We start from the raw sequence: 23,543 nt of genomic DNA, 5'->3' as shown, positions 1-23,543 counted from the left end.
CCATCGGCATACATCTGACGCTCTACCTCAATAGATTTCGCGGAGAACCAGCTATTTCCCGGCTTGATTGGCCTTTCACCCCTAGACACAAGTCATCCGAGCATTTTTCAACATGCAACGGTTCGGTCCTCCAGTGCGTGTTACCGCACCTTCAACCTGCTCATGCCTAGATCGCCGGGGTTCGGGTCTAATACATCGTACTCAGTCGCCCTATTCAGACTCGCTTTCGCTTCGCCTACACCTAACGGCTTAAGCTCGCACGATACATTAAGTCACTGACCCATTATGCAAGAGGTACGCTGTCACCCCCTATGGGGCTCCAACTGCTTGTAAGCATCCGGTTTCAGGTACTGTTTCACTCCCCTAATCGGGGTGCTTTTCACCTTTCCCTCACGGTACTGTGTTCGCTATCGGTCATGTACGAGTATTTAGGCTTGGAGGGTGGTCCCCCCATGTTCAGACAGGATTTCACGTGTCCCGCCCTACTCAAGTCCTTTTAGATCACTTTCACATACGGGGCTGTCACCCACTATGGCCACTCTTTCCAAAGTGTTCTGTTAGTTGACTAAAAGGCACTGGCCTGGTCCCGGTTCGCTCGCCACTACTACGGGAATCTCTGTTGATGTCTTTTCCTCCGGGTACTGAGATGTTTCAGTTCCCCGGGTTCGCTTCACCAAACCTATATATTCAGTTCGGTGATACCTTATCCACCTCTCTCAACCTCCGCGAACGGAGAATGAAAGAAATGGTGAAGGTGGGTTTCCCCATTCGGAAATCGCCGGATCAAAGTTTGCTCACAACTCCCCGACGCTTATCGCAGCGTGCCACGTCCTTCTTCGCCTGTACATGCCAAGGCATCCACCAAATGCTCTTACCTCACGCTTGAGAATCCACACCATCAACGACAGCCTTGCATAAAAGCTGCGCGTCTTAGCGATGATGCGGAGGAATTATCTCAGCCAGATAATCAATTTGATTGATTTGTGATGCATCGATTGCGGTTGAATGGCCGGCTAGACCATCCAGACAATCCATGCGCCACGGCATCGATTTAAAAACCCATTCACAATGTCAAAGTTCGGCGGCAGATCCGCCTAACCGGCAGAAGCCGGATAGCTTTTCGTTTCATCTAATCGGAAGTACCTGGTGGAGCCTATCGGGATCGAACCGATGACCCCCTGCTTGCAAAGCAGGTGCTCTCCCAGCTGAGCTAAGGCCCCTTAATAGGTAACTGGTGGGCCTGAGAAGATTCGAACTTCTGACCTCACCCTTATCAGGGGTGCGCTCTAACCGACTGAGCTACAGGCCCACACCTGTCCATCGCTGGCCCGAAGGCCACGAGGGGCGTGTAAAGCCAGCTCAGGATAACAACACCCTGAAGTGCTGTTTTTCCGATTGATGAAAGGACATGAGGACGACGGCAATGTTCTTTGGAACTTGCGAAGCTCTTCCAGGCACGAGGCCCGGCGCTTTCGCTTGTATCCTTAGAAAGGAGGTGATCCAGCCGCAGGTTCCCCTACGGCTACCTTGTTACGACTTCACCCCAGTCGCTGAACCCACCGTGGTTAGCTGCCTCCTTGCGGTTAGCGCACTACCTTCGGGTGAATCCAACTCCCATGGTGTGACGGGCGGTGTGTACAAGGCCTGGGAACGTATTCACCGCGGCATGCTGATCCGCGATTACTAGCGATTCCGCCTTCATGCTCTCGAGTTGCAGAGAACAATCCGAACTGAGACATCTTTTGGAGATTAGCTCACCCTCGCGGGATAGCTGCCCACTGTAGATGCCATTGTAGCACGTGTGTAGCCCAGCCTGTAAGGGCCATGAGGACTTGACGTCATCCCCACCTTCCTCCGGCTTATCACCGGCAGTTTCCTTAAAGTGCCCAACTAAATGATGGCAACTAAGGACGAGGGTTGCGCTCGTTGCGGGACTTAACCCAACATCTCACGACACGAGCTGACGACAGCCATGCAGCACCTGTCACTAGGTCCCCGAAGGGAAGGAATCTGTCTCCAGAAGCCGTCCTAGGATGTCAAAGGCTGGTAAGGTTCTGCGCGTTGCTTCGAATTAAACCACATGCTCCACCGCTTGTGCAGGCCCCCGTCAATTCCTTTGAGTTTTAATCTTGCGACCGTACTCCCCAGGCGGATAACTTAATGCGTTAGCTGCGCCACCCAAGCTCTATGAGCCCGGACAGCTAGTTATCATCGTTTACGGCGTGGACTACCAGGGTATCTAATCCTGTTTGCTCCCCACGCTTTCGCACCTCAGCGTCAATAACTGTCCAGTGAGTCGCCTTCGCCACTGGTGTTCTTCCGAATATCTACGAATTTCACCTCTACACTCGGAATTCCACTCACCTCTCCAGTATTCTAGCCATCCAGTTTCAAGGGCAGTTCCGGGGTTGAGCCCCGGGATTTCACCCCTGACTTAAAAAGCCGCCTACGCGCGCTTTACGCCCAGTAATTCCGAACAACGCTAGCTCCCTCCGTATTACCGCGGCTGCTGGCACGGAGTTAGCCGGAGCTTATTCTCCAGGTACTGTCATTATCATCCCTGGTAAAAGAGCTTTACAACCCTAAGGCCTTCATCACTCACGCGGCATTGCTGGATCAGGCTTTCGCCCATTGTCCAATATTCCCCACTGCTGCCTCCCGTAGGAGTCTGGGCCGTGTCTCAGTCCCAGTGTGGCTGATCATCCTCTCAGACCAGCTATAGATCGTCGACTTGGTAGGCCATTACCCCACCAACTATCTAATCTAACGCGGGCCCATCTAAAGGCGATAAATCTTTGGTCCGAAGACATTATCCGGTATTAGCTCAAATTTCTCTGAGTTATTCCGAACCTAAAGGCAGGTTCCCACGCGTTACGCACCCGTGCGCCACTAAGCCCGAAGGCTTCGTTCGACTTGCATGTGTTAGGCATGCCGCCAGCGTTCGTTCTGAGCCAGGATCAAACTCTCAAGTTTGTGAAACTAACCAATCAAGCACGGGAAAACCCGCTAGCCTGACTAGCCAGAGTATCAAGGAGCCGATACCTGCACTGTCAAACGTAATGGATACGAATGAACATGCATCATCACGACCAGACTGTGGAGCCTGGAAGGATGTGGCAATCGGCTTGAATTAACCGGTGCACGAGCCCTTGAGGTGCTCGGACCGGGCGCCGTCGCCCACATGTCCCTTCATCAAAAACCAACAATGTCAAAGAGCCGCCAGACAGTAAAAGCGGACAGCCATTGCTTCCCCGATTTACACCGGGGGACCGGCTATCCGAATATGTTGGCGACCGATCGCTGCGGGGCCGGTTGGAAACCGTCAGCGCCTCGTCGGTGGAGCCCATCTAGGCGCGGTCTGAGATTCGGTCAACGCCTTTTTGCAATTTTATTTCGTCAGGGCGCACAAATCGCAGAAATCCGGGATTTTTGGCCTCTTCCGACCCCCGAAATGTGGGGTTTTGACCCCGGTTTTCAAGCCGGAATTAACGATCGAAGCCCCTGGCGCGCCGCGATTCAGCGCTGAATCGGTGAATCGCTTGCGGCATTTCTTCACCTTTTTCCCGTAGCGCTCAGGATATGGACGCCGGACACACCCAGCCTGACTCGATTCGAGACGCGGGCCCGCTTGATGGCGGGCATGATTCGGCGTTTGCATCGCGCGTGCGCTCGGCCGTCGTCTGGCGTTGGGGCACACAGGTAGCGGCGCAGATCATCACCTGGGCGTCGACCTTCCTTGTCGTCCGCCTGCTTGAGCCGAGCGATTACGGTCTATTCGCGATGAGCCAGGTCGTCGTGACAGCGCTGGCGTTCCTCAACGGGCAAAGCTTTGCCACTTCGATCGTCCAAACCGGCTACCTCGACGAAAGGCGAGTCGGGCAAGTCTTCGGAATGCTGCTGCTGGCGAATGTATCGCTCGCCGCGATCCAGTTTCTGTCAGCACCATTGGCAGCCACATATTTCGAAGAACCAATCGTTGCAGACCTTCTGCGGGTGCAGGCCGCCGTATTCCTCGCGATCCCCTTCATCGCTCTGCCTTCCGAATGGCTCGCCCGCGAGCTGCAGTTCCGCAAGCAGGGGCAGGTCAACATGGCCAGTGCGATTGTCGGCGCACTCACCGCCTTGTTGCTGGCTTGGCTCGGTTGGGGAGTCTGGGCGCTTATATATGCAGGGCTATCGATCTTCTACGCACGTGCCATTGGGATGATGATTGCCGCAAGGTTCTGGATACGACCGATATTCGATCCTCGCGGCGCGTGGGACCTGTTCACCTATGGCGGCACGCTGACGCTTTGCCAGCTGTTCTGGATCATCCAGAGCCAAAGCGATGTCGTGATTGCGGGGCGATTGCTCGATACCCACGCTCTTGGGCTCTACACTCAGGCACTGTTCCTGACCCTGATCGTCACGGCGCGGTTCATTCCCCCGATCAATGAAGTCGCTCTGGCCGCCTATTCGGAGCTGAATCGCGGCGGCAAACCGCTCGGCCCTTACTTCCTCAAGACCGTCCGGCTGGTGATGATGGTGTGCGCACCGATCTATGTGGGTCTGGCGCTGGTGAGCGAGAATGCGATCCTGGTTCTGATGGGCGACAAGTGGACCGAACTGATCCCAATCGTCGCCGGACTTGCGCTCGCGATGCCCGCCTTCTCGCTGCATCTCATATGTTCCCCGGTGACAAACGCGATGGGCCGCCCGCGGGTCTACCTCTTTACTAGTGTTGCGGGCGCAGTGATCTTCCCGTGCGTGTTCCTATGGGGCGTGCAGGGCGGCGAAATGGGGCTTGTCCATGCTTGGTGGATCGGCGCGCCGCTGCTTTGTGCGGTAACGCTTACGGTCACCCTGCCGCGTATCGCGGTTTCGCCCTTTGCCTTGCTTTCTGCCGTTTCTCCGATTGCGCTGGCCTGCGCCGCGATGGCAACGATGGTCTTGGCGGCACAGCACCTTGTCACCATCGACAGTCCTTTCTTTGAACTCGCATGCCATGCAGCAATAGGCGCAGCGGTTTATTGCGCGACCTTCTGGTTCGGCTATCGCTCCCTTGTCGAAGAGACTTGGGCGTTGGTGCGCAATCGCGAGTCGGCTCCAGCAGCGGCGTGACCTTCCGGACTGCTGCGCACCGGGCTTTGGCCAAACCCTCACAATCTGGTATAGTCCAACCGCTGTTTGTGTATCGGCAGAGAGGAGGTGCGCATGATAGGCGCACGACCGAAAAACCCTTTGTGGGCCCCCGTCCTGCTGCTGGCCGGCTTTTTGCCGACTGTCGCCAATGCTGATGCGAGTGCCGCGGCGGTCGAACCGCCGATAGTCCCGCAATCACCGATGCTCGATGCGGTTGCGCCCAATCTGACCGATCCGGCAACGGAAATCCTTGCGCTGGACCAGGAACGCAACAACCGCTTCACCGTGCCGGTGATGATCGAAGGCGCCGGGCCTTTCAATTTCATGATCGACACCGGCAGTCAGGCCACAGCCGTCACCCACCAGATCAACGAAGGTCTGCAATTGCGTCCCTTCGGCACAGCCACGCTGGTTGGCATGGCCAGCCGCAGACCGGTGGACGTGGTTGAGGTCGATGCGATGAGCTTTGGCCGGCACACCGTCTACGACCTGATTTCTCCGGTGCTGGACCGGCAGCATGTCGGGGCAGATGGCATCATCGGCCTCGACAGTTTGCAGGGCTTCCGGGTCCTGATCGATTTTCGCGACGAAACCATCGCGGTGCAGGATGTCTCCGAATCAGGGGATGATCGACGCGGCTTCGAGATCATCGTGCGGGCGCGGCAGCAACTCGGCCAGTTGCTGATCACCGATGCGATGGTCGAGGGCGTATCGGCAACCGTGATCATCGATACCGGCGCACAGGCCAGCATCGGCAATCTGGCCTTGCGCGAACGCATCAGGGCAAAGCGGGCCGAAGAAGTCACCACGACCGACGTTAACGGGGTCGAGTTGACGGGCGAATTGGCCAATGTCCGATCACTCAAGATCGGCGGTCTGGCGCTACAGAATATCCCGCTTGCCTTTGCGGACGCACCGGCGTTCGAATCGCTGGGGCTGAAGGATCGCCCAGTGATCTCGCTGGGTATGCAGCACCTCAAGCTGTTCGACCGGGTGGCGATCGACTTTTCGAACCAGCGCATCCTGTTCGACGTGCCGCGCGATGTCGCCCGCGAACTGCGCCGTCAGCGCAATCGGGGTTTCAACGCTCTAACACAATAAGCCCCGAAAGATTGCCTGACTTGCGGTTGCTCGCCGCTGCGCCCACATGACGCTGGCCATGCCGCCAGATACAGCCTCCTCAGATCGCCCGACCGCACCCGATGCCGAGGGTTGGGCGACGTTGAAGCGGTTCCTTCCCTACCTCTGGCCCCGCGACAATGCCGAACTGCGGGTCCGGATCATGCTGGCGATGCTGTTTGTGTTGGCGGCAAAGGCGGTCACGCTCGCCCTGCCCTTTGCATATAAAGGTGCGGTCAATGCGATGGAGGGCTCTCCTGTCGCGGCCGAAATATCGGCAGGGGCGCAAGTCGCGATGGCGCTGGTCGCCGCCTATGTGCTGGGCCGCTTCACCTCGCTGCTGTTCGACAATTTGCGCAACGTCGCGTTCGAACGTGTCGGGCAGATGGCGACACTAAGCCTGGCGGAAGATGTCTTTCACCGTCTGCACCGCCTGTCGCTGCGGTTCCACCTTTCACGCCGCACCGGGGAGGTGACCAAGATCATCGAGCGCGGAACCAAGAGCATCGACATGATGCTCTATTTCCTGCTGTTCAACATTGCCCCCACGGCAATCGAGCTGATCGCGGTCGGCGTCATCTTCTACATCAATTTCGGCTGGGAACTCGTCGCGGCGACTGCGCTGACGGTTGTCGCCTATGTCGCGCTTACCCGATGGATCACGGAATGGCGCACCAAGCTGCGGCGAGAGATGAACGACCTCGACGGGAAGGCACTGCACCGGGCGGTGGATTCGCTGCTGAATTTCGAGACGGTCAAATATTTCGGTGCCGAGCGGCGCGAGGAACAACGCTACAGTCAGGCCGCGCGCGCCTATGCCAAGGCGGCGGTGAAATCGGAGAATTCGCTGGCGCTGCTGAACGTGGTCCAGTCGGGCGTTACCAATGCGCTGATGGCAGGCGCGATGGTATACACCGTTTGGGGCTGGAGCCAGGGCAGACTGACGGTGGGAGATCTGGTGTTCGTGAACACCTATCTGATGCAGCTTTTCCGTCCGCTTGATCTGCTGGGATGGGTCTATCGCACGATCCGGCAAGGTCTGGTCGACATGGCCGAGATGTTCCGCCTGATGGACACCGATGTCGAAGTAGAGGACGCACCCGGAGCGCCAGCACTGGTGGTGCGCGAACCCTCGATCGTGTTTGACAATGTCACCTTCGGTTACGAGCCGGAACGCACGATCCTCAACGGGCTGAGCTTTGAAGTTCCACCGGGCAGCACCATCGCGATTGTCGGCCCTTCCGGCGCGGGCAAGAGCACCATCGCAAGGTTGCTGTTCCGCTTTTACGATCCGCAGGGCGGGCGCATCCTGATCGATGGTCAGGATATTGCGAGGGCAAGGCAGGACAGCGTTCGCGCAGCCATAGGCATCGTCCCGCAGGACAGCGTGCTGTTCAACGATACGCTGGCCTACAACATCGCCTATGGTGCAGAAGCCAGCGATGAGGCGACGGTAGAACAGGCCGCGCGTGACGCAGCGCTGATGCCCTTGATCGAGCGCCTACCCGACCGGTTTGAAACCATGGTCGGCGAACGCGGTCTGAAACTTTCGGGCGGCGAAAAGCAGCGGGTCGCCATCGCCCGCACGCTGGTGAAGAATCCGCCGATCCTGCTGCTCGACGAAGCGACCAGCGCGCTCGACACCCGCACCGAACAGGAAATTCTCGCCACGCTCAAGCGGCTTGAAGAAGGGCGCACCACAATCGCGATCGCGCACCGGCTATCGACGATTGCCGACGCAGACCGGGTTCTTGTGCTTGATCAAGGACGCCTTGCCGAAAGCGGCACTCATGCCTCGCTGCTCGCAAGCGGCGGTCTTTACGCCGACATGTGGTCGCAGCAGGCGCAGGAAAACCGCGAGGCCGAAGCGGCGGAGTAACCCCGCCGCTTCGCATCCGGATCATTCCCCTGCGGCGCCTTCCGCAGTGTCGACAGCCTTGAGCAGCTCTGCCGATGCAAGATCGAGCCGGTCCGCCGGGATCACCTCGATATTGTCGCGCACCGCCTTCAGGTCGTCGAGGAACTGCGAGGCATCTCCCACGATGACGATCGTCGCCTTGGCCGGATCGACATAGGTTTGCGCCGCTGCCGTTGCCGTGTCGGCATCCACTGCCGCCAGCCGTTCGGCATAGCGCGCCGCTTCGTCAGGGGTCAGCCCCTGTTGCAACAAGGTGGATACGATCCCGTTGAAGCCCCCGCTGGTTTCCAGCGAACGGGCATAGCCGCCGCTCAGGAACAGCCGCCGGCGCTCAAGCAGGTCTTCGTCGAGCGCCTCCGATCCGAGCCGCCCGAATTCGTTCAGGAATATCTGCGCGACCTCGTCGGCAGTCTCGTTCTTGGTCTGTGCGCTCGCCGTCAGAAGCGACGCGTCTGCCCGGTCGGCAAAACCCGAATAGGCACCGTAGGAGAGCGAACGCTTGGTACGGATTTCCTCGAAGAGACGTCCGCTCGATCCGCCTCCCAGCACACTGTTAGCCAATTCGAGCGGGAAGTAATCGGGGGACTGGCGCGAAGGCGCGCGCACCGCCGCGACCACCGCAGCCTGACCGGCATCAGGCATATCGATCACAATGGTGCGCACCGGTTGCTCATCACCCGCAGCCTGCGCAGGGACAGGGCCGGGGCTCATGTCGGTTGTCCAATCGCCGAACATCGTCTCTGCGGTGGCAACCGCCTGATCGGGCGATATTCCGCCGGATACGACAATCTTCATCCGCGACGGGTGGAAGTAACGCTGGCGGTGCAGCAACAGATCGTCACGAGTGATGGCCGACAGGCTTTCGGTCGTTCCGCCGGGCTGCGAACCGTATGGCGCATCGCCATACATCGCCACGCGCGCGACAAAGCTCGACAGCCCGCCGGGTTCACCCATCTGGACACGCAGGCCATCGACGGCACGACCACGCTCGCGCTCGAATTCGTCATCAGGGTAGATCGCACCCTTGATGATGCTGGACGCCAGCGCGCCTGCTGCATCGAGATTGGCGACCGGTGCAGTCAGACTGAAGCTGGTGCCATCACTGCCCGCACCTCCGCCGAAGCTGGCACCCAGACTTTCGAAACGCGCCGCAATCGCTTCGGCATCCATGCCGTTGATGCCCTTGTCAGCCAGCGACGCGGCGATTTGAGCGATCCCGGCCTTTTCGCGAGGATCGGTCTTGCTGCCGCCGGGTACCAGCATCGAAATCGTTGCGATCGGCACATTCCCCGTCTGCACTGCGACAACGGGGATCCCATTGCTCAGCGTCGCTTCGACGATTTCCGGGGCGGTCACTTCGGGTGCTTCGCCGGGGCCCGGAGGCGCCTGGCGTTCACCCTCGGGTTTGACCTGCCGGATTTCGCCCACCGCCGGGGGCAAAGTCCGATATTCGGGCATCGGGGTCGGGTTGGCATAGCTCGCCGGGTCATCCTCGCCAGAGGTGTAGGTCACAGTCACACGGGTGTTCGGGTCGAGATATTTGGCTGCGACCCGCAGGACGTCAGCGGCGGTGACTTCGCCGATTTCGGCCAGCCGCTTGTCGGCGAAATCAGGATCGCCGCTCGACACCAGCGCCTCACCCAGTTCGAACGCGCGTCCACGCGCGGTTTCCCGGCGACGAAGGGTGCTGGCGATGATCTCGTTCTTGGCTTCTGCCAGTTCGGCGGGAGTAACGGGTTCGGTCCGCAAACGCTCGAGTTCGGCATCAAGCGTTGCGCCTGCCGTTGCCATCTGGTCCGCCCCGCGCACGATGGCGAAGACGTTGATCTGGCCCGCCTCGCGGAACATTGACGCACCGCCGAATGCCTGCACCGCCTGCCCGCTGCGAACCAGCGAATTGTTGAGCCTGCTGTTTTCGCCACTGTCGAGAATTGCGCTCAGCACTTCGAGCGCGGCGGCATCGGGGTGTGTTGTCGGCGGGCCTTTCCAAACGCCGCCGATCACGGGCAGCGGGACATTGGGAGCGGTGGCGTTGACGGTGCGCGGCCCGGACGGCTGCGGCTCGCTATTCTCCAGCGCAAGATCGACCGGATTGGCACGCGGCGGGATGTCAGCAAAATAGCGATCGACCAGCGCGCGCAATTCATCCATCTGGAAATTGCCGGCCACGATCAGCGTGGCGGTATCCGGCCCGTAATAAGCTTCGTAGAAAGCGCGGGCATCATCGAGCGTCGCGCTGTCGAGATCCTCGATACTACCGATGCCAGGGCGGCGATGCGGCATGGTGTCATAGGCGTTTTCGGGGATCACGAAACGCTGCAACCGGCCATAGGGCGGCGCGAGGACGCGCTGGCGCAGTTCCTCTTTCACCACCCCGTGTTCGGTTTCGAACACTTCATCGTCGACAACGACATTCGCCATCCGCTCACGGTGGGTCCAGAGCATGGTTTCGAGATAGGCCGCCGGGACCTGTTCGTAGTAATTGGTGCGATCGATCCAATTCGATGCGTTGCGTGTGCCGCCGATATCCGCCGTCAGCCCGTAGATCATGTTGTAGGGCATGTTCTCGGTCTTGCGGCTGAGGATATGTTCGAACAGGTGCGCAAATCCGCTGCGCCCTTCGGGATCAAGCTTTGACCCGATATCGTACCACAGCGAAGTCGTGACGGTGCTGGTGGTGTCGTCCTGGATCGCGATGACGCGCAGTCCATTCTCCAACGTCCACATGGTGTAGTCGATCTTGGGCGCGGTCAGCGTCGGCGCGTCCGCCTGCGCGGCATCGTTATGCGCTTCGGCAAAGGCAGGCACGGCGGTGGCAATGCTGGCGGCAGCGGCGCTGGCAAGCAGAAGGGTGCGGATCATGTTGGTTGGCCCCGTTGACTGGATGATTGTTGCGACAGGTCCCCTTTAGAGCGCGGGCCAAGGCGCGTTTCAACCGTCAAGCGGCCGTTCAAACTGTGAAATGCAAAGATTTATCGACGCGCGTCGAGGCTCAGCTTTTCGAGCAGCTTCAGCGCTTCCTCGCGCCGGTCCCATGGGACGAACAAGTGATCGTGACGCAAACCGGCAATGACGTTGCAAGCGATCCCCGATGTTGCCAGCGCGGTAGCAACCGCCGCCGTCAGGCCGACCGCTTCGAGATCGGAGTGCACCTGAAGGGTGATACGGGCGAATTGCGGCGCGTCTGCCGGTGCGGCGGGTGCGGGAAGGATGGCGCACAGCCCCTCGTCCTCACGGATCACGGCGAAGGCGGTGTCGGGAATCAAGCCCTTTTCGGAAAGCGCATGAAACGCCCAGATGCGTTCGCACAGAGCAGGCTTCATGCCGATCAACAAAGCCTTGAGTTCAGTCACACTGCCCGGAGTCATTATTGAATCCCTAGTTTCTGGGCGGGGCATACACTCGGGCGGGCAGCATCAATTGCAAATCAGCGACAAAAAATCGCAAGATCACAAAATGTACTTCGAAAGATCCGTATTGCCTGCCAGATCGCCTAGGCGCTCACGCACATAGGCGGCATCGATTGTGACGGTCTCGCCTTCGTGGTCTTCCGCTTCGAAGCTGATTTCCTCAAGCAGCTTTTCCATGACGGTTTGCAAGCGACGGGCACCGATGTTTTCGACGCTTTCGTTGACCCGCGCGGCGATGCTGGCCACCTCCTCGATGGCGTCCTGCGTGATGTCGAGTTCGACCTTCTCCGTGCCGAGCAACGCACGGTATTGTTCCACCAGATTGGCTCTGGTTTCGGACAGGATGCGGACGAAATCGGCCTGCGTCAGCGCACGCAGTTCGACACGGATGGGCAGGCGGCCCTGCAATTCGGGAAGCATGTCGGACGGCTTGGCCACATGAAACGCACCGCTGGCGATGAACAGCACGTGGTCGGTCTTCATCGGACCGTATTTGGTCGAAACCGTGGTGCCTTCGATCAGGGGCAGCAGGTCACGCTGAACTCCTTCACGGCTGACCGATCCGCCGCGTACGTCGCTGACGGCGATCTTGTCGATCTCGTCAAGAAACACGATCCCGTTGGTTTCGGCGTTTTGCAAGGCAACGCGCGCGACATCCTCGTCGTCCAGACGCTTGTCGGCCTCTTCGTCGACCAGCTTGTCCCACGCCTCGGGCACGCGCAGCTTGCGCTTCTTGGTGGGCTTGCGGCCGAAAGCCTTGCCCATCATGTCGCTGAGGTCGATCATCTGCATGTTGCCGCCCATATTGCCCATGTCGAACGGCATGTTCGGGGCCTCGGCAACGTCGATTTCGACTTCGACATCGTTCATCGCGTTCTGGACGATGCGTTCGCGGAAACTCTGACGCGTGGCTTCGGATGCGCTTTCGCCGACCAGCGCGTTGAGCAGCCGGTCCATTGCCGCTTCTGAAGCGGCCTCGCGCACGTTTTCGCGGCGGCGCTCCTTTTCGAGCCGGATCGCTTCTTCGACAAGATCACGCGCGATCTGTTCGACATCGCGCCCGACATATCCGACTTCGGTGAACTTGGTCGCCTCGACCTTGACGAAAGGCGCTTCGGCCAGCTTCGCGAGGCGGCGGCTGATCTCGGTCTTGCCGCAGCCTGTCGGCCCGATCATCAGAATGTTCTTGGGCGTTACCTCGTTCTTGAGCTCTGGCCCAAGTTTCTGCCGCCGCCAGCGGTTACGCAAGGCCACGGCCACGGCGCGCTTGGCGTCCTTCTGGCCAATGATGTGTTCGTCAAGCGCGGCAACGATTGCCTTGGGAGTAAGGTTGTCTGTCATGGTTTCCCTGAGACCGGTCAGACGGTTTCGACCGTCAGATTGCCATTGGTGAAGACGCAGATATCGGCGGCCACCGCCATCGCCTTGCGCGCGATCGCTTCGGCATCGTCCTCGTAATCGGAAAGCGCCCGTGCCGCGGCAAGCGCGTAATTCCCGCCCGAACCGATTGCCGCGATGCCACCTTCAGGCTCCAGCACGTCGCCATTCCCGGTCAGCACCAGCAGCGTGTCCTTGTCGGCAACGATCATCAACGCTTCGAGATTGCGCAGATACTTGTCGGTGCGCCAGTCCTTGGCCAGTTCGACGGCGGCGCGCATCAGCTGGCCCGAATACTGCTCCAGCTTGCGCTCCAGCCGTTCGAACAGGGTGAATGCATCAGCAGTCGCTCCGGCAAATCCGGCGACGACTTTCTCGCCCTCACCGATACGGCGGACTTTTCGGGCGTTCGGCTTCATCACCGTGTTGCCCATGGAAACCTGCCCATCACCGGCGATCACGGTTTTGTCACCGCGCTTCACACCGATGATGGTGGTACCGTGCCACTGGACCAGGCCATGGCTGGAATGCGTGTCTGTCATGCCCCGCGATATGGGCCTTGCGCCGCGCGGGTCAAGACAAACGGGCTTACGACTTAAGGGCCGCCGGCGCCCGCAGGGCCGACACCGCCGACTTGGCCGATGTTTCCGAACAGGTCTTCGAGGAAGCCGCGCTCACGTCCCAGAACCGGGGTCTTGTCTGCATCGGGCCGCAGGTAGACGACCTCGTCAATGCCGGTGCGATCGACCGAGGCGACATTGCCCTGCCCGTCAAACCGCACCGCAAGCACCGAATGGCGCTGGATGCGCGGACGCACGAAGGGGCGTCGGCCGGTTTCACTGGAAATGTAATACCACACCGGCTCGCCATACTGGCTTGAGAAGGTCGGGCGGCCAAGTGTCCCTTCAACCGATTGCAGATTGTCGATCCCGGGCTGGACCGAACGGGTCAGGATCGGATCGTTGATGAATCCGCGCGATTCGCGGATCGACGAACACGCGCCCAATGCCAGCACCGCAGTACCCAGCAGTGCCGCCCTGACGATCCGGTTTTGCAGGAGGCTGTTGTTTGCCGAAAGGTTCAAACGCATGTGCCAGTCAATTCCCGTCTTGCAATATCTTGCCGCACCAGCGGCGCGGCCTATATCCGATCTGCGCAAGGCCTTAAGGCGAAGCGTCATGCCTTGCAACGTCGCTGAGCGATCCAGCTGGGGTCAGGCCGGTTAATTGCCGCTGAATATCCAAGGCCCGACCGGGATACATCCGCTTGTCCGGCGGTTTCACTGGCATTGGATAAGGGCTTGCCACCGCCCAGCCATTCGCTCCACAATTGCTTGAAAAGAGAACCACTGATGTCCTTCCTTTCCAAATTGCTCGGCACAGGCCCCGACCCGCGCGAGGCGGTGCGCCCCTTGTGGCACCGGGTGGTGGAGCTCGCGCGTGAGCCGTCGTTCTATAGCGATTGCAATGTTTCCGACACGGTGGGCGGGCGTTTCGACCTGATCACCGCGGTACTGTGCGTGATGATGGTGCGGGTCGAAGGCTCGGAAATGCGCGCCGAAAGCGCCCTGCTGGCGGAACTGTTCGTCGAGGATATGGACGGCCAACTGCGCGAATTCGGCGTCAATGACGTGGTGGTTGGCAAACGCATTGGCAAGCTGATGAGCGTGCTCGGGGGAAGGCTGGGTGCCTATCGCAGCGCGCTGGTTGAAGGCGACAGGGAAAGACTGGTGGCCGCAGTCACGCGCAACGTCACCTTTTCCGATGGTGCCGACGAAGCGATTTCCGCCGGATGCGTCGCCGACAAGCTGATGGCGCTTTCGCAGCGGCTGGCGACGTTCGACGATCAGCGAATCCTGAAAGCGAGCGGCATCTGGTGACCACGGCCCAGCCCACTTCCGAACTAACGCGCCCGATCAAGGTCAAAGGGCTGCCCGGGGATACCGTGGTGGTCGAAGCCGATGCGGGCGAGCGCGCGGCGCTGGCCCGCAGGTTCGGCCTACCCGGCATTGATTCGCTGCGAGCGGAGATCGACCTTGAACAGCGCGGAAAGGCGATCCGGGCGACCGGGACGCTCAAAGCCGCGATCCGGCAGGCCTGCGCGATTTCGGGCGAGGATTTCCCGGCCAATATCGAAGAGCCGATCGACCTGCGTTTCGTCGAGGAGACGGGCGTTACCGCTTCGGATGACGAGGAAATCGAAATCGAGCTCGAAGCCGATGATTGCGACGAGATCGAATATTCGGGCGACATGTTCGATCTGGGCGAGGCGGTGGCGCAATCGCTGGGCCTCTCCATAGACCCCTATGCAGAAGGGCCGAACGCGGACGCCGCGCGCAAGGCCGCCGGGATCGTGCAGGAAGGCGAGCAGGAAGGGCCGTTGGCTGCGATGCTCAAAGGTCTGAAGACGGATTGAGGCTCAAGGTCGGGGGCCAATTTCCCCTCAGGCGTGTTTCCAGCGACCAATAGTGAGTGGCGTCTGACCGTCTACCTCTGATAAACTGACGTCAGCCAATAGTCATTCATCCAGTCATCGTATCCCAACAGCTCGCCTTGACGCCGCTCTTGGGCGCTCGTCCACGGCTCATCAGAGAGAACAAGATCCAGCATGGCCTGAAAACGCCATTCCTCGCCGGGCAACGCGAAGAAAATATGATGGCATTCACCCCAAGAAGCCGTTGAAAAGTGATCAAACCGAGTGATCGTGCCAGCTGCAACGTGGCGGTCGAAAAGCCTCAGGTAACGGCTGACGGCTTCGGGAAAGCGATCCCGGCCATCGACGAAGACCGCCAATGGCTTCTTGCCGGCCAGCATTAGGCCGAGTTCCCGATTGGTATGGACGAGATACGGGAGCGACTTCAGCAAGTCATTCAACATTGTCGAAGCATATCAGCACACAAGCGCGTCAGCCATGGCGCCGCGAACGCTCACCCGGATCAAAACGGGATATCGTCGTCAAGATCGTCGTAGCCGCCGCCCGAGCTGCCGCTTCCGCCGCCCTGATTCCAGCCACCGCCTGAACCGCCGCCAGCGCCGCCAGCGCCGCCACCGCTATAGCCACCACCCGAACGGCCGCCGCCGCCACCCATGCCGCCACCGCCGCCTCCGGCGCTGTCGAGCATGGTCATCACGGAGTTGGGGCCGCGCAAAACGACTTCGGTCGAATACCGGTCATTGCCGTTCTGGTCCTGCCATTTGCGGGTTTGCAACTGGCCTTCGATATAGACCTTGCTGCCTTTCTTCAGATAGCGTTCGGCGACGCCTGCCAGACCTTCGTTGAAGATCGCGACGGTGTGCCATTCGGTGCGTTCCTGCCGCTCACCCGAGTTGCGATCTTTCCACGTCTCGGTCGTGGCGACGCGCAGGTTGCAGACCTTGCCGCCGTTCTGGAACGTGCGCACTTCGGGATCCGCCCCGAGATTGCCGATCAGCATGACCTTGTTGAGCGAACCCGCCATCGAAATATCCTTCCCGTCAGTATGCGATTCTTGGAAGGTTCATAGGACAGCAACGGCTAGGACGCGACCCGCCCCGACCGTTTTCCACCCCCGAAATGGTGGTAACTACCTACTCGGATAGCGCAATCGGCCCAGAAACCGCGTCAGGCTGGGCAGTTCGACATCGCGGCTGGTAAGCTTGTGCTTGAAGGTTTCGAACCGCATCACCCCGTCGATCCGCCGATCAAGGAATTCATAGGTCTTCGCCTTGCCCTCGCTGTCGTCGTTGACGAAGTAAGCCAGCGTCGCCGAGTAAATCCCGGCAAGGATCGCGCGCTTGGTATAGTGGTTGTAATCGGTCGCGGTGTCCCCTGCGAGCCGCCACATGATGTCGGCAGAACGCCAGCCCAGCTGCAGCGCGCGCGGCGCATTCTGCGGCATCGCCATGATCGCCATCGCACGACGCACGGCCTCGTCAATATGCTCGACCGCTTCCAGCCGGAAGGCAACAAGCGCGCGAATGCGTTCGCGGATCTTCATTTCGGCAAGGCGATCCTGCGGCCATTCGGCCTCCATCGCCTGATCGACCGAAGTGATCCACGCCTCGATCATATCCATCGCCTGACCCGTTCCCGGCTTCTTGGGGAAGGCAAGCCTGGCGATATCGACATCAGCGCCCGCCATTTCGGCAGCGGCGACCAGCGCGGTTTCGTTCCAGCCATCGAAAATGGCGGAAGCGGCGATATCCGGAGCCAGCGCCACGCGCAGTTCGTCCAGCGTCATGTCGGCGAAATCGGGTGTTTCGGTGTTCATGTCAGAAAGACGGTCCATACTGCTGCGGGGTTCCCCGATCCTTGCGTTCGGCATCGGCAGCTTCGAATTCGCGCTTCATCAGCGTGTTGCCGTTCATCAGCTCCATGTAGACGCGCGCCGAACGGCCCGAATTGTCGTTGCGATCAGGGTCGGCACCCTGCGCCAGCAGGCGGCGGATCAGTTCGACATTGCGTTGGTGCACCGCAGAAATCAGCGGGGTTTCGCCCTGGCTGTCAGCAACGCTGACATCCGCACCCTTCTTGATCAGTTCCTCCGCCCCTTCGACAAAACCGAGGCGCGTCGCCAGTTGCAGCGGAGTGATGCCCTGATTGTTGCGGATGTTGGGATTGGCCCCGCGTTGCAGCAGGAACTTTACCCAAGTCGTATCCCGGCGGGCGGTCACGACATGCAATCCGGTGTCGCCGGTGGTGATATCGCGGGTGTTGATCACCTGCGAGCCCGGCTCGTTCAGCATTTCGGTGACGGTATCTCCATCGCGTTCCTTCACCGCTTCAAGGAATTCATACCCTTGCGAATAAAGTTGCGCTGCGGCAGGCGAGAGCGCGCTTACGGCAAGCAGGCTTGCGAGCATTGCACCGGCGATGCTCTTGGCCTTTGCCGATTTGGACCCTAACTTGCGCAAAACAGCCATCTGCACGGTTTGAACCTTTCGCATTTCCTGCCAGAATTTTTCCTGAGTGCCCCAGATGGGGCTTTCTCGCTGCGAGGCAATTAGCAGACCATGAACATTCTTTCCAAGTTTTCCCGCGCCGTCGCCTTTTGTGCGGGGCTTGGCGCTGCCGTTGCGCTGTCGGCATGCGGCGAATTGCCTGCCGGTGAGGAAGCCTACGGCCCGTCGGCTGACGGGGTTGACCTTCGCGGATCGACCATCGGCGGCGAGTTCGAGCTGACTTCGAACAAGGGTGAGAAAGTGAAATGGTCGGATTTCGACGGCCAGTATCGCCTGATCTATTTCGGCTTCACATCCTGCCCGGACATCTGCCCCACCGATGTGCAGCGGTTCACCATGGGCCTATCCCGGTTTGAGGAAGCCCATCCCGACCTTGCCGGAAAAGTGCAGCCGATTTTCGTCTCGATCGATCCCGCGCGCGACACCATCGAAGCGCTCGACCAGTTCGTGAACGCGTTTCACCCCCGCCTGATCGGGCTGACCGGATCGGAAGAGGAGATTGCGGCGGTTGTCGCTGCTTTCGGCGGCTCTGCCACCAAGCTGCCGCCTGACGAAACCGGCTGGTACAACATGCAGCACACCACGCTCACATACCTGTTCGCGCCAGACGGCTCGCCGCTCGGCATTATCCCGACCGACAAGCAGGCCGAAGGCGTCGCGGCCGAGTTGGAACGATGGGTACGCTGAGGCCCACATTCTGGGAGCTCCCGCTGGCGGAGCTGACGCGGCCCGAATGGGAGGCATTGTGCGATGGCTGCGGGCGCTGCTGCCTGCACAAGATCGAGGATGCCGACACCGGCGAGATCGCTGACACCAATGTCGCCTGCAAACTGCTCGATTGCAGCACCGCGCAATGCAGCGACTACCGCAACCGCAAGGCCTTCGTGCCCGATTGCCTGCGCCTGACGCTCGCGATCATCGACGATGTGCCGTGGCTACCCACCACCTGCGCCTATCGGCTTCGGGCCGAAGGGCGGCCGCTGCATCACTGGCATTACCTCATCACCGGAGATCGCGAAGACGTGGTGCGCGCAGGCGTTTCAGTGGCCGGGCGGGTGATCAGCGAAACCGACGCCGGGCCGCTTGAACACCACATCGTCGAATGGAGCCCACCGCGCCGCGCGGCGAAGGCAGGCTTCCGCATCGAGGATGCGGCCGAATGATCGACTGGCTCAAGCGTTCGGCGATGGAGCCGCAGATCGACCTCAACGGCGTGACGCTGCCGATTGCCTTGCGCCGCCACCACAGCGCGCGGCGGCTGACCTTGCGCATGGCGCCCGATGGCAGTGAGGTGCGCATCACTCTGCCGGCATGGGCGCGCGCGCAGGAAGCCATCGCCTTTGCCCATGCCCGCCGCGAATGGCTCGAAGCGCAGCATGGCAAGGTTCCCCGGCGCGAAGCGCCCCGTCCGGGTGGCGACATCCTCTATCGCGGGAACAAGCTGCAGATTGCATGGGAGCAGAAGGCCCCGCGCCGTCCGCAGATCGCCGCCGATGCCGTGCGCCTTGGCGGCCCCGCGAACGGGATTGCGACGCGGCTGCAACGCTGGCTGGAGAAAGAGGCGCTGGCGCTGTTTGAAGCCGACATGCACGATTACACCGCCGCCGCCGCGCTTGATCCGGTGCCGGTCGCGCTGTCGCGGGCGCAGCGGCGCTGGGGCAGCTGTTCGGACAAGTCGCGCATCCGGCTCAACTGGCGGCTGGTGCAGGCTCCGGATTTCGTGCGGCGTTCAGTGGTCGCGCATGAAGTGGCCCATCTCGTCCATTTTGATCACAGCCCGGCCTTCCACGCATTGCTGGAAGAGATTTACGACGACAACATCCGCAAGGCCGACCGCTGGCTGAAGGATAATGGCCGGTCGCTCTACGCCAGCTTCGGGTAACCTCCAGCCTAGGCACCTCGGCTTAACACGTAGCCTTTCGTTAACCCTGTTCGGTTAATTTCCACCCCATGTTTAGGGCGCTCGCCTTTGCGTTGGCCGCCTTTGGCCTTGTTCTGACCGGCCTTGCCGGAGCGGAAGCGCCGCTGCGCGCGCAAGGCAATTGCCCCAATTGCGACCTCCCGCCCGGTTGCCGCGGCAATGGCAATCAGAACGGCAACGGCAACAAGAACCGAAACTGCCAGCGGTTGACCATCACGATCGAAAGCGATGTCGATTTCGGGCGGCTCGTGCTGCTGGGAAGTGGCGCCGGGCAGGTCGTGCTCGATCTTGATACCGGACAGAAATATCCAACCGGCGACATTGACGATCTCGGCGGAATGCCAGTCACGGGACGGGCAACGATCACCGGCGCACCATTCGAACAGATTGTCGTCGCCCTCCCCGGAGAAATCGCCATGCGCGATCCGTCCGGTGGCAATGCGACGCTCCGAGATTTCGTCACCGACCTCGAAGGGTTTCCCACGCTCGACGCCGACGGCCAGATCCAGTTCCGCTTCTCTGGCACGCTGGTCATCGACGCCGAAACCAAGGCGAGCGGGAATTTGCGCGGTCGCATTCCGATCAGCGTCGAATACCCCTGAACCAACAAGCGACTCGCCTCATGCGGCGGGCGCCCCTATATTGCAGCGATGCTTTCCAAATCGCGCTTCAATCCCAAGCCGGGCATACTTGATTTCTGGGCAGAGTTCCGGAAGCCAAACCCCTATCGCTGGCCCATCCTGCTGGCCTCGATGGCGCCGTTTGCGTTGATCCTGTACTGGTTGGCGGGGGAAACATCCTACAAGGCGCCCGAACGCCCGCGGATCACTTACATCACCACTTTCGATCCTGATCGCAGCGATGAGGAAATCGTCGCCTCGAACATCGAAAATCAGGAAGTGAAGGAGTTGCGCGAGGCAGCGGAGGCCGACCTCGCCCAACGCAAGCGCGAACTCTACAAGGCCTTGGGCGCCGCCGCAGGCATGGACGTGGACGAGATCGAACGGCGAGCGGACGAACGCCGAGCTGCCGAAGAAGCGGCGGAGCAGGCGCGACGCGACGCGATGTTCGGGCGTACAGGCGAAAATGTCGGGAGCGAGACGCCCCCGCAGGAAAGCACCGGGTCATAGCCGCTTCAGTTCCCACCGATGCCGAATGGATGGCCTCTGCCGCGCGCCTTGCCGCGCGTGCACGCCCGATCAGTCGACCCAATCCGGGCGTCGGCGCATTGCTGGTGGAAGACGCCCGCGTCCTTGCTCGCGGCTGGACGAATGCAGGCGGACGGCCCCACGCGGAAGCGGTCGCACTGGCCGGGCTTGCCCCTGGAGCGGCACGCGGTGCAACGCTCTATGTCACTTTGGAGCCATGCGCGCATGAATCCACCCGCGGCCCGGCGTGCACCGATCTTGTCATTGCGGCGCGCCCTTCCCGCGTGGTGATCGGCCAGAGCGATCCCGATCCGCGTACCGCCGGGCAAGGCGCAAGGCGGATCGAACGGGCCGGGATCGCTGTCGAGATCCTCAATGATGAGGCATCGCGCCGCAGCCTTTCCGGCTATCTCACCCGCGCCGCAATGGGCCGCCCCCGCGTCACGCTGAAGCTGGCGATGAGCCTTGATGGCTGCATCGCGATGGCGGACGGAACGAGCCAGTGGATCACCGGAAAGACTGCCCGCGCCCATGTTCATGCCCAGCGCGCACGGCATGACGCGATCCTTGTCGGCGGGGCAACATGGCGGGCGGATCGTCCCCGGCTCGATGTTCGCCTGCCCGGCCTCGAAGCGCGGAGTCCCGACAAGGTGCTGCTGTCACGCGGTGTCGCGCCCGACGGTTTCCGCGTCATCAATCGTCCCGATCAGATCGCGGCGCTCGATGGCGTCCAGTATCTCTACGTCGAAGGGGGAGCGGGCGCTGCCGCCAGCTTCCTGATGGCGGACCTTGTCGACGAACTGCACATCTACCGCGCACCGATCCTGATCGGGGACGGGCTGCGCGCGGTTGGCGGCATGGGACTTGACGATCTTTCACAGTCCCACGGCCGCTGGGAAATGGCGGAGACCCGCCAGCTTGGCAGCGACAGTTTCAGCGCCTATCTGCGAACCCGTTAACAGGAGCAGCCATGTTCACCGGCATCGTCACCGCCATAGGCACCATCACCAAGGCAGAGCAGCGCGGGGATTTGCGCCTGCGCATTGCCGCCCCGCTTGATCCGGCACGGATCGACATTGGCGCCTCGATCGCCTGTTCAGGCGTCTGCCTGACAGTGGTGGAGCGCGGCGGTTCGGCGGGCGATGCGTGGTTCGATGTCGATGTATCCGGTGAAACTGTCAGCCGCACGCGCAAGGGCATGTGGGCCGAAGGCGCGCGCATCAATATCGAGCCGAGCCTGCGCGTCGGGGATGAACTGGGCGGCCACATCGTCACCGGCCATGTCGATTCCGTCGGTGCGGTGGTGAAGTCATCCCAGGTCGGGGACAGCTGGCGCATCGCGATCCGCACCCGTGCGGACATGGCGCCGTTCATCGCCGAAAAAGGCTCGATCACCGTCGATGGCGTCTCGCTGACCGTCAACGATGTGCGCGACCGGCCTGACAAGACCTGCGACTTCATGCTCAACATCATTCCGCACACTGCGCAGGTGACGACGCTCGGCGATCTCGCGGAAGGCGACGAGGTCAATCTCGAGATCGACGTGCTCGCGCGCTATCTCAAGCGGATGCAGGGGCTCGCGGCCTCGAACTGAGCGCGCAAGCGAAAAGGGCGAGCCTGACGGCCCGCCCCCTTTCTTGACGCCTGTCGTTACGGATCAGAATCCGTCGACGCTTTTCGACACAAGCACGTTCACCGCGACCCGGCGGTTTTGCGCCTTGCCGTATTCGGTCATGTTGTCCGCAGCCGGATCGGCCGATGCCATGCCCGTCGGGGTCAGCATACGGTAAGGCGCCCAGCCGCATTGCTGTTGCAGATAGTTGACCACGCTTGCCGCGCGCTGTTCGCTCAGGCGCTGGTTCACTTCCTGGCTACCGGTGGAATCGGTGTAGCCGACCACCAGCAAAAGGGCGTTGTCCATCTCCTCCGCCTGAGCAGCCGCAGCGCACAATTCGTTGCGGGCGCGCGGCGACAGATTGTATTTGCCGGTGTCGAAATAGACGTTGGTCGTCGCCTTGACGTTGTACTTGTCGATATCGCCAAACCGGCCGCGCAGGGCCTCCGTCGCGGCGGAGTTTTCCTCGATCGCGGCTTCGTTGCGGGCAAACCGGCCCGCGGTGCCGCTGCGGATCATTTCTGCGGTTTCCAGATCGCTGGCGGAAAAGCGCACCCGCGCCGCGATCAGTCCGCGATCCCATTCGCGCGTTTCCACTTCAACCGGCAAACCATTCAAGAGCGAGGCAATGCCAAGCGTTTCGCGGCCAAGCCCAAGGAAACCGCCCTTTGCGCGAATGCTGGTTTCGTCGGTCAGCGTGACCATCACGCTCGATCCGTCGGCCATCGTCACCTGCACACGGTTGCCGACCCGGTCGGAAATGAAGCCTTCGATGTCCGGCCCCTGCGCCAGCGTGTCGAGCGCCGGAGGCTGCGGGGCGTAAACGGTGGTGAGAACGTCGGCCTGTTCAGGCGAAATCTGCTGTGCCAGCAGCGGTGCGGCCGGAATGGCGGCGACAAGGCCGGCCACGCCCAGCGCTGCCGCCCATGCGTTTGATTGGGTTGTCATTATTATGCTCCTTGCGACCTTTTGAC

22 protein-coding genes, 2 tRNA genes and 2 rRNA genes (1 of these 26 running past the window's edge) are annotated in these 23,543 nt (G+C 60.9%); 12 read left to right on the top strand and 14 right to left on the bottom strand.

The window, feature by feature from the left end:
- From L1K66_RS05425 to L1K66_RS05410, 4 genes are all read right to left on the bottom strand, one after another.
- Positions 1-885: ribosomal RNA gene (locus L1K66_RS05425) — 23S ribosomal RNA — on the bottom strand; it reaches 1,903 nt to the left of the window's first position.
- Between the two features lie 259 nt (positions 886-1,144).
- Positions 1,145-1,220: transfer RNA gene (locus tag L1K66_RS05420), tRNA-Ala, on the bottom strand.
- A gap of 12 nt (positions 1,221-1,232) precedes the next feature.
- A tRNA-Ile gene (locus tag L1K66_RS05415) sits at positions 1,233-1,309 on the bottom strand.
- Positions 1,310-1,488: 179 nt separating this feature from the next.
- Positions 1,489-2,973 (bottom strand): 16S ribosomal RNA (locus L1K66_RS05410).
- Together the 16S and 23S rRNA genes with 2 tRNA genes alongside form the textbook arrangement of a ribosomal RNA operon.
- Positions 2,974-3,663: 690 nt before the next feature.
- On the opposite strand from L1K66_RS05410, the gene L1K66_RS05405 reads away from it, so the two are divergent.
- From L1K66_RS05405 to L1K66_RS05395, 3 genes are all read left to right on the top strand, one after another.
- Entirely contained in the window at positions 3,664-5,100 is a 1,437-nt protein-coding gene (locus L1K66_RS05405; RefSeq protein ID WP_252259956.1) for a lipopolysaccharide biosynthesis protein, read from the top strand.
- A 93-nt stretch (positions 5,101-5,193) separates the two neighbouring features.
- Positions 5,194-6,222: an aspartyl protease family protein gene (locus L1K66_RS05400; RefSeq protein WP_252259955.1), complete on the top strand. Its 1,029-nt coding sequence runs from the start codon at positions 5,194-5,196 to the stop codon at positions 6,220-6,222.
- Between the two features lie 58 nt (positions 6,223-6,280).
- Entirely contained in the window at positions 6,281-8,119 is a 1,839-nt protein-coding gene (locus L1K66_RS05395; RefSeq protein ID WP_252260597.1) for an ABCB family ABC transporter ATP-binding protein/permease, read from the top strand.
- A 21-nt stretch (positions 8,120-8,140) separates the two neighbouring features.
- Here L1K66_RS05395 and L1K66_RS05390 read toward each other — a convergent pair whose 3' ends face one another.
- The 5 genes from L1K66_RS05390 to L1K66_RS05370 form a co-directional block, all read right to left on the bottom strand.
- Positions 8,141-11,020 carry a M16 family metallopeptidase gene (locus L1K66_RS05390; RefSeq protein WP_252259954.1) on the bottom strand — a complete coding sequence of 960 codons (2,880 nt, stop codon included), beginning with the start codon at positions 11,018-11,020 and terminating at the stop codon, positions 8,141-8,143.
- A 110-nt stretch (positions 11,021-11,130) separates the two neighbouring features.
- Entirely contained in the window at positions 11,131-11,526 is a 396-nt protein-coding gene (locus L1K66_RS05385) for an ACT domain-containing protein (RefSeq protein WP_252259953.1), read from the bottom strand.
- An 81-nt stretch (positions 11,527-11,607) separates the two neighbouring features.
- Positions 11,608-12,909: an ATP-dependent protease ATPase subunit HslU gene (gene hslU / locus L1K66_RS05380; RefSeq protein ID WP_034951972.1), complete on the bottom strand. Its 1,302-nt coding sequence runs from the start codon at positions 12,907-12,909 to the stop codon at positions 11,608-11,610.
- A gap of 17 nt (positions 12,910-12,926) precedes the next feature.
- On the bottom strand, positions 12,927-13,487 hold the full coding sequence (gene hslV / locus L1K66_RS05375; protein ID WP_034951969.1) for an ATP-dependent protease subunit HslV: 561 nt from the start codon (positions 13,485-13,487) through the stop codon (positions 12,927-12,929).
- A gap of 53 nt (positions 13,488-13,540) precedes the next feature.
- On the bottom strand, positions 13,541-14,035 hold the full coding sequence (locus L1K66_RS05370) for an outer membrane protein assembly factor BamE (protein ID WP_051699501.1): 495 nt from the start codon (positions 14,033-14,035) through the stop codon (positions 13,541-13,543).
- 261 nt (positions 14,036-14,296) lie between these two features.
- On the opposite strand from L1K66_RS05370, the gene L1K66_RS05365 reads away from it, so the two are divergent.
- Positions 14,297-14,824 (top strand): ubiquinol-cytochrome C chaperone family protein, encoded by a 528-nt coding sequence (locus L1K66_RS05365; RefSeq protein WP_252259952.1) that lies wholly within the window; start codon positions 14,297-14,299, stop codon positions 14,822-14,824.
- A complete protein-coding gene (locus tag L1K66_RS05360) occupies positions 14,821-15,360 on the top strand; it encodes a YceD family protein (RefSeq protein ID WP_252259951.1) in 540 nt (179 codons plus the stop codon). Before L1K66_RS05365 ends, L1K66_RS05360 begins: the two co-directional genes overlap by 4 nt.
- A gap of 71 nt (positions 15,361-15,431) precedes the next feature.
- On the opposite strand, the gene L1K66_RS05355 is transcribed toward L1K66_RS05360, so the two are convergent.
- The 4 genes from L1K66_RS05355 to L1K66_RS05340 form a co-directional block, all read right to left on the bottom strand.
- Complete coding sequence (locus tag L1K66_RS05355; protein WP_252259950.1) at positions 15,432-15,821, bottom strand: hypothetical protein; 390 nt, start codon at positions 15,819-15,821, stop codon at positions 15,432-15,434.
- 59 nt (positions 15,822-15,880) lie between these two features.
- On the bottom strand, positions 15,881-16,402 hold the full coding sequence (gene ssb / locus L1K66_RS05350) for a single-stranded DNA-binding protein (RefSeq protein ID WP_252259949.1): 522 nt from the start codon (positions 16,400-16,402) through the stop codon (positions 15,881-15,883).
- Between the two features lie 105 nt (positions 16,403-16,507).
- Entirely contained in the window at positions 16,508-17,194 is a 687-nt protein-coding gene (locus L1K66_RS05345) for a COQ9 family protein (protein ID WP_252259948.1), read from the bottom strand.
- A gap of 1 nt (position 17,195) precedes the next feature.
- Positions 17,196-17,870: an ankyrin repeat domain-containing protein gene (locus L1K66_RS05340; protein ID WP_252259947.1), complete on the bottom strand. Its 675-nt coding sequence runs from the start codon at positions 17,868-17,870 to the stop codon at positions 17,196-17,198.
- Between the two features lie 66 nt (positions 17,871-17,936).
- Here L1K66_RS05340 and L1K66_RS05335 point away from each other — a divergent pair, with 66 nt between their 5' ends.
- The 7 genes from L1K66_RS05335 to L1K66_RS05305 all read left to right on the top strand — a co-directional run bounded on the left by L1K66_RS05335 (position 17,937) and on the right by L1K66_RS05305 (position 22,548).
- Positions 17,937-18,572, top strand: a complete 636-nt coding sequence (locus L1K66_RS05335) for an SCO family protein (RefSeq protein WP_252259946.1) — start codon at positions 17,937-17,939, stop codon at positions 18,570-18,572.
- On the top strand, positions 18,560-19,048 hold the full coding sequence (locus tag L1K66_RS05330) for a YcgN family cysteine cluster protein (RefSeq protein ID WP_252259945.1): 489 nt from the start codon (positions 18,560-18,562) through the stop codon (positions 19,046-19,048). The genes L1K66_RS05335 and L1K66_RS05330 overlap by 13 nt, the downstream gene beginning before the upstream one ends.
- Positions 19,045-19,767 carry a M48 family metallopeptidase gene (locus L1K66_RS05325; protein ID WP_252259944.1) on the top strand — a complete coding sequence of 241 codons (723 nt, stop codon included), beginning with the start codon at positions 19,045-19,047 and terminating at the stop codon, positions 19,765-19,767. Before L1K66_RS05330 ends, L1K66_RS05325 begins: the two co-directional genes overlap by 4 nt.
- Positions 19,768-19,835: 68 nt before the next feature.
- Positions 19,836-20,408, top strand: coding sequence for a DUF4402 domain-containing protein (locus tag L1K66_RS05320; RefSeq protein WP_252259943.1), 573 nt, complete (start codon positions 19,836-19,838; stop codon positions 20,406-20,408).
- A gap of 48 nt (positions 20,409-20,456) precedes the next feature.
- Positions 20,457-20,936 carry a hypothetical protein gene (locus L1K66_RS05315; RefSeq protein ID WP_252259942.1) on the top strand — a complete coding sequence of 160 codons (480 nt, stop codon included), beginning with the start codon at positions 20,457-20,459 and terminating at the stop codon, positions 20,934-20,936.
- Between the two features lie 29 nt (positions 20,937-20,965).
- The gene (gene ribD / locus L1K66_RS05310) at positions 20,966-21,913 is read left to right on the top strand and encodes a bifunctional diaminohydroxyphosphoribosylaminopyrimidine deaminase/5-amino-6-(5-phosphoribosylamino)uracil reductase RibD (RefSeq protein WP_252259941.1); all 948 of its coding nucleotides are present in this window, start codon (positions 20,966-20,968) and stop codon (positions 21,911-21,913) included.
- Positions 21,914-21,924: 11 nt separating this feature from the next.
- The gene (locus L1K66_RS05305; protein ID WP_252259940.1) at positions 21,925-22,548 is read left to right on the top strand and encodes a riboflavin synthase; all 624 of its coding nucleotides are present in this window, start codon (positions 21,925-21,927) and stop codon (positions 22,546-22,548) included.
- Positions 22,549-22,611: 63 nt separating this feature from the next.
- Here L1K66_RS05305 and L1K66_RS05300 read toward each other — a convergent pair whose 3' ends face one another.
- Positions 22,612-23,517 carry an OmpA family protein gene (locus tag L1K66_RS05300; RefSeq protein WP_252259939.1) on the bottom strand — a complete coding sequence of 302 codons (906 nt, stop codon included), beginning with the start codon at positions 23,515-23,517 and terminating at the stop codon, positions 22,612-22,614.
- Positions 23,518-23,543 lie beyond the last annotated feature (26 nt).

The organism is Erythrobacter aurantius (assembly GCF_023823125.1).
GTDB classification, from domain to species: domain Bacteria; phylum Pseudomonadota; class Alphaproteobacteria; order Sphingomonadales; family Sphingomonadaceae; genus Erythrobacter; species Erythrobacter aurantius.
This window is presented reverse-complemented; position numbering and strand designations above follow the sequence as displayed.

Excerpts from the sequence above, each read along its gene's own strand:
- L1K66_RS05305 (WP_252259940.1), top strand. The coding sequence starts at position 21,925 with ATGTTCACCGGCATCGTCACCGCCATAGGCACCATCACCAAGGCAGAG.
- ribD (WP_252259941.1), top strand. The coding sequence starts at position 20,966 with ATGGCCTCTGCCGCGCGCCTTGCCGCGCGTGCACGCCCGATCAGTCGA.
- L1K66_RS05325 (WP_252259944.1), top strand. The coding sequence starts at position 19,045 with ATGATCGACTGGCTCAAGCGTTCGGCGATGGAGCCGCAGATCGACCTC.
- L1K66_RS05315 (WP_252259942.1), top strand. The coding sequence starts at position 20,457 with ATGCTTTCCAAATCGCGCTTCAATCCCAAGCCGGGCATACTTGATTTC.
- L1K66_RS05345 (WP_252259948.1), bottom strand. The coding sequence starts at position 17,194 with ATGAACACCGAAACACCCGATTTCGCCGACATGACGCTGGACGAACTG.
- L1K66_RS05395 (WP_252260597.1), top strand. The coding sequence starts at position 6,281 with ATGCCGCCAGATACAGCCTCCTCAGATCGCCCGACCGCACCCGATGCC.
- L1K66_RS05340 (WP_252259947.1), bottom strand. The coding sequence starts at position 17,870 with ATGCGAAAGGTTCAAACCGTGCAGATGGCTGTTTTGCGCAAGTTAGGG.
- L1K66_RS05400 (WP_252259955.1), top strand. The coding sequence starts at position 5,194 with ATGATAGGCGCACGACCGAAAAACCCTTTGTGGGCCCCCGTCCTGCTG.
- L1K66_RS05320 (WP_252259943.1), top strand. The coding sequence starts at position 19,836 with ATGTTTAGGGCGCTCGCCTTTGCGTTGGCCGCCTTTGGCCTTGTTCTG.
- L1K66_RS05385 (WP_252259953.1), bottom strand. The coding sequence starts at position 11,526 with ATGACTCCGGGCAGTGTGACTGAACTCAAGGCTTTGTTGATCGGCATG.
- hslV (WP_034951969.1), bottom strand. The coding sequence starts at position 13,487 with ATGACAGACACGCATTCCAGCCATGGCCTGGTCCAGTGGCACGGTACC.
- hslU (WP_034951972.1), bottom strand. The coding sequence starts at position 12,909 with ATGACAGACAACCTTACTCCCAAGGCAATCGTTGCCGCGCTTGACGAA.
- L1K66_RS05370 (WP_051699501.1), bottom strand. The coding sequence starts at position 14,035 with ATGCGTTTGAACCTTTCGGCAAACAACAGCCTCCTGCAAAACCGGATC.
- L1K66_RS05335 (WP_252259946.1), top strand. The coding sequence starts at position 17,937 with ATGAACATTCTTTCCAAGTTTTCCCGCGCCGTCGCCTTTTGTGCGGGG.
- ssb (WP_252259949.1), bottom strand. The coding sequence starts at position 16,402 with ATGGCGGGTTCGCTCAACAAGGTCATGCTGATCGGCAATCTCGGGGCG.
- L1K66_RS05355 (WP_252259950.1), bottom strand. The coding sequence starts at position 15,821 with ATGTTGAATGACTTGCTGAAGTCGCTCCCGTATCTCGTCCATACCAAT.
- L1K66_RS05365 (WP_252259952.1), top strand. The coding sequence starts at position 14,297 with ATGTCCTTCCTTTCCAAATTGCTCGGCACAGGCCCCGACCCGCGCGAG.
- L1K66_RS05390 (WP_252259954.1), bottom strand. The coding sequence starts at position 11,020 with ATGATCCGCACCCTTCTGCTTGCCAGCGCCGCTGCCGCCAGCATTGCC.
- L1K66_RS05300 (WP_252259939.1), bottom strand. The coding sequence starts at position 23,517 with ATGACAACCCAATCAAACGCATGGGCGGCAGCGCTGGGCGTGGCCGGC.
- L1K66_RS05330 (WP_252259945.1), top strand. The coding sequence starts at position 18,560 with ATGGGTACGCTGAGGCCCACATTCTGGGAGCTCCCGCTGGCGGAGCTG.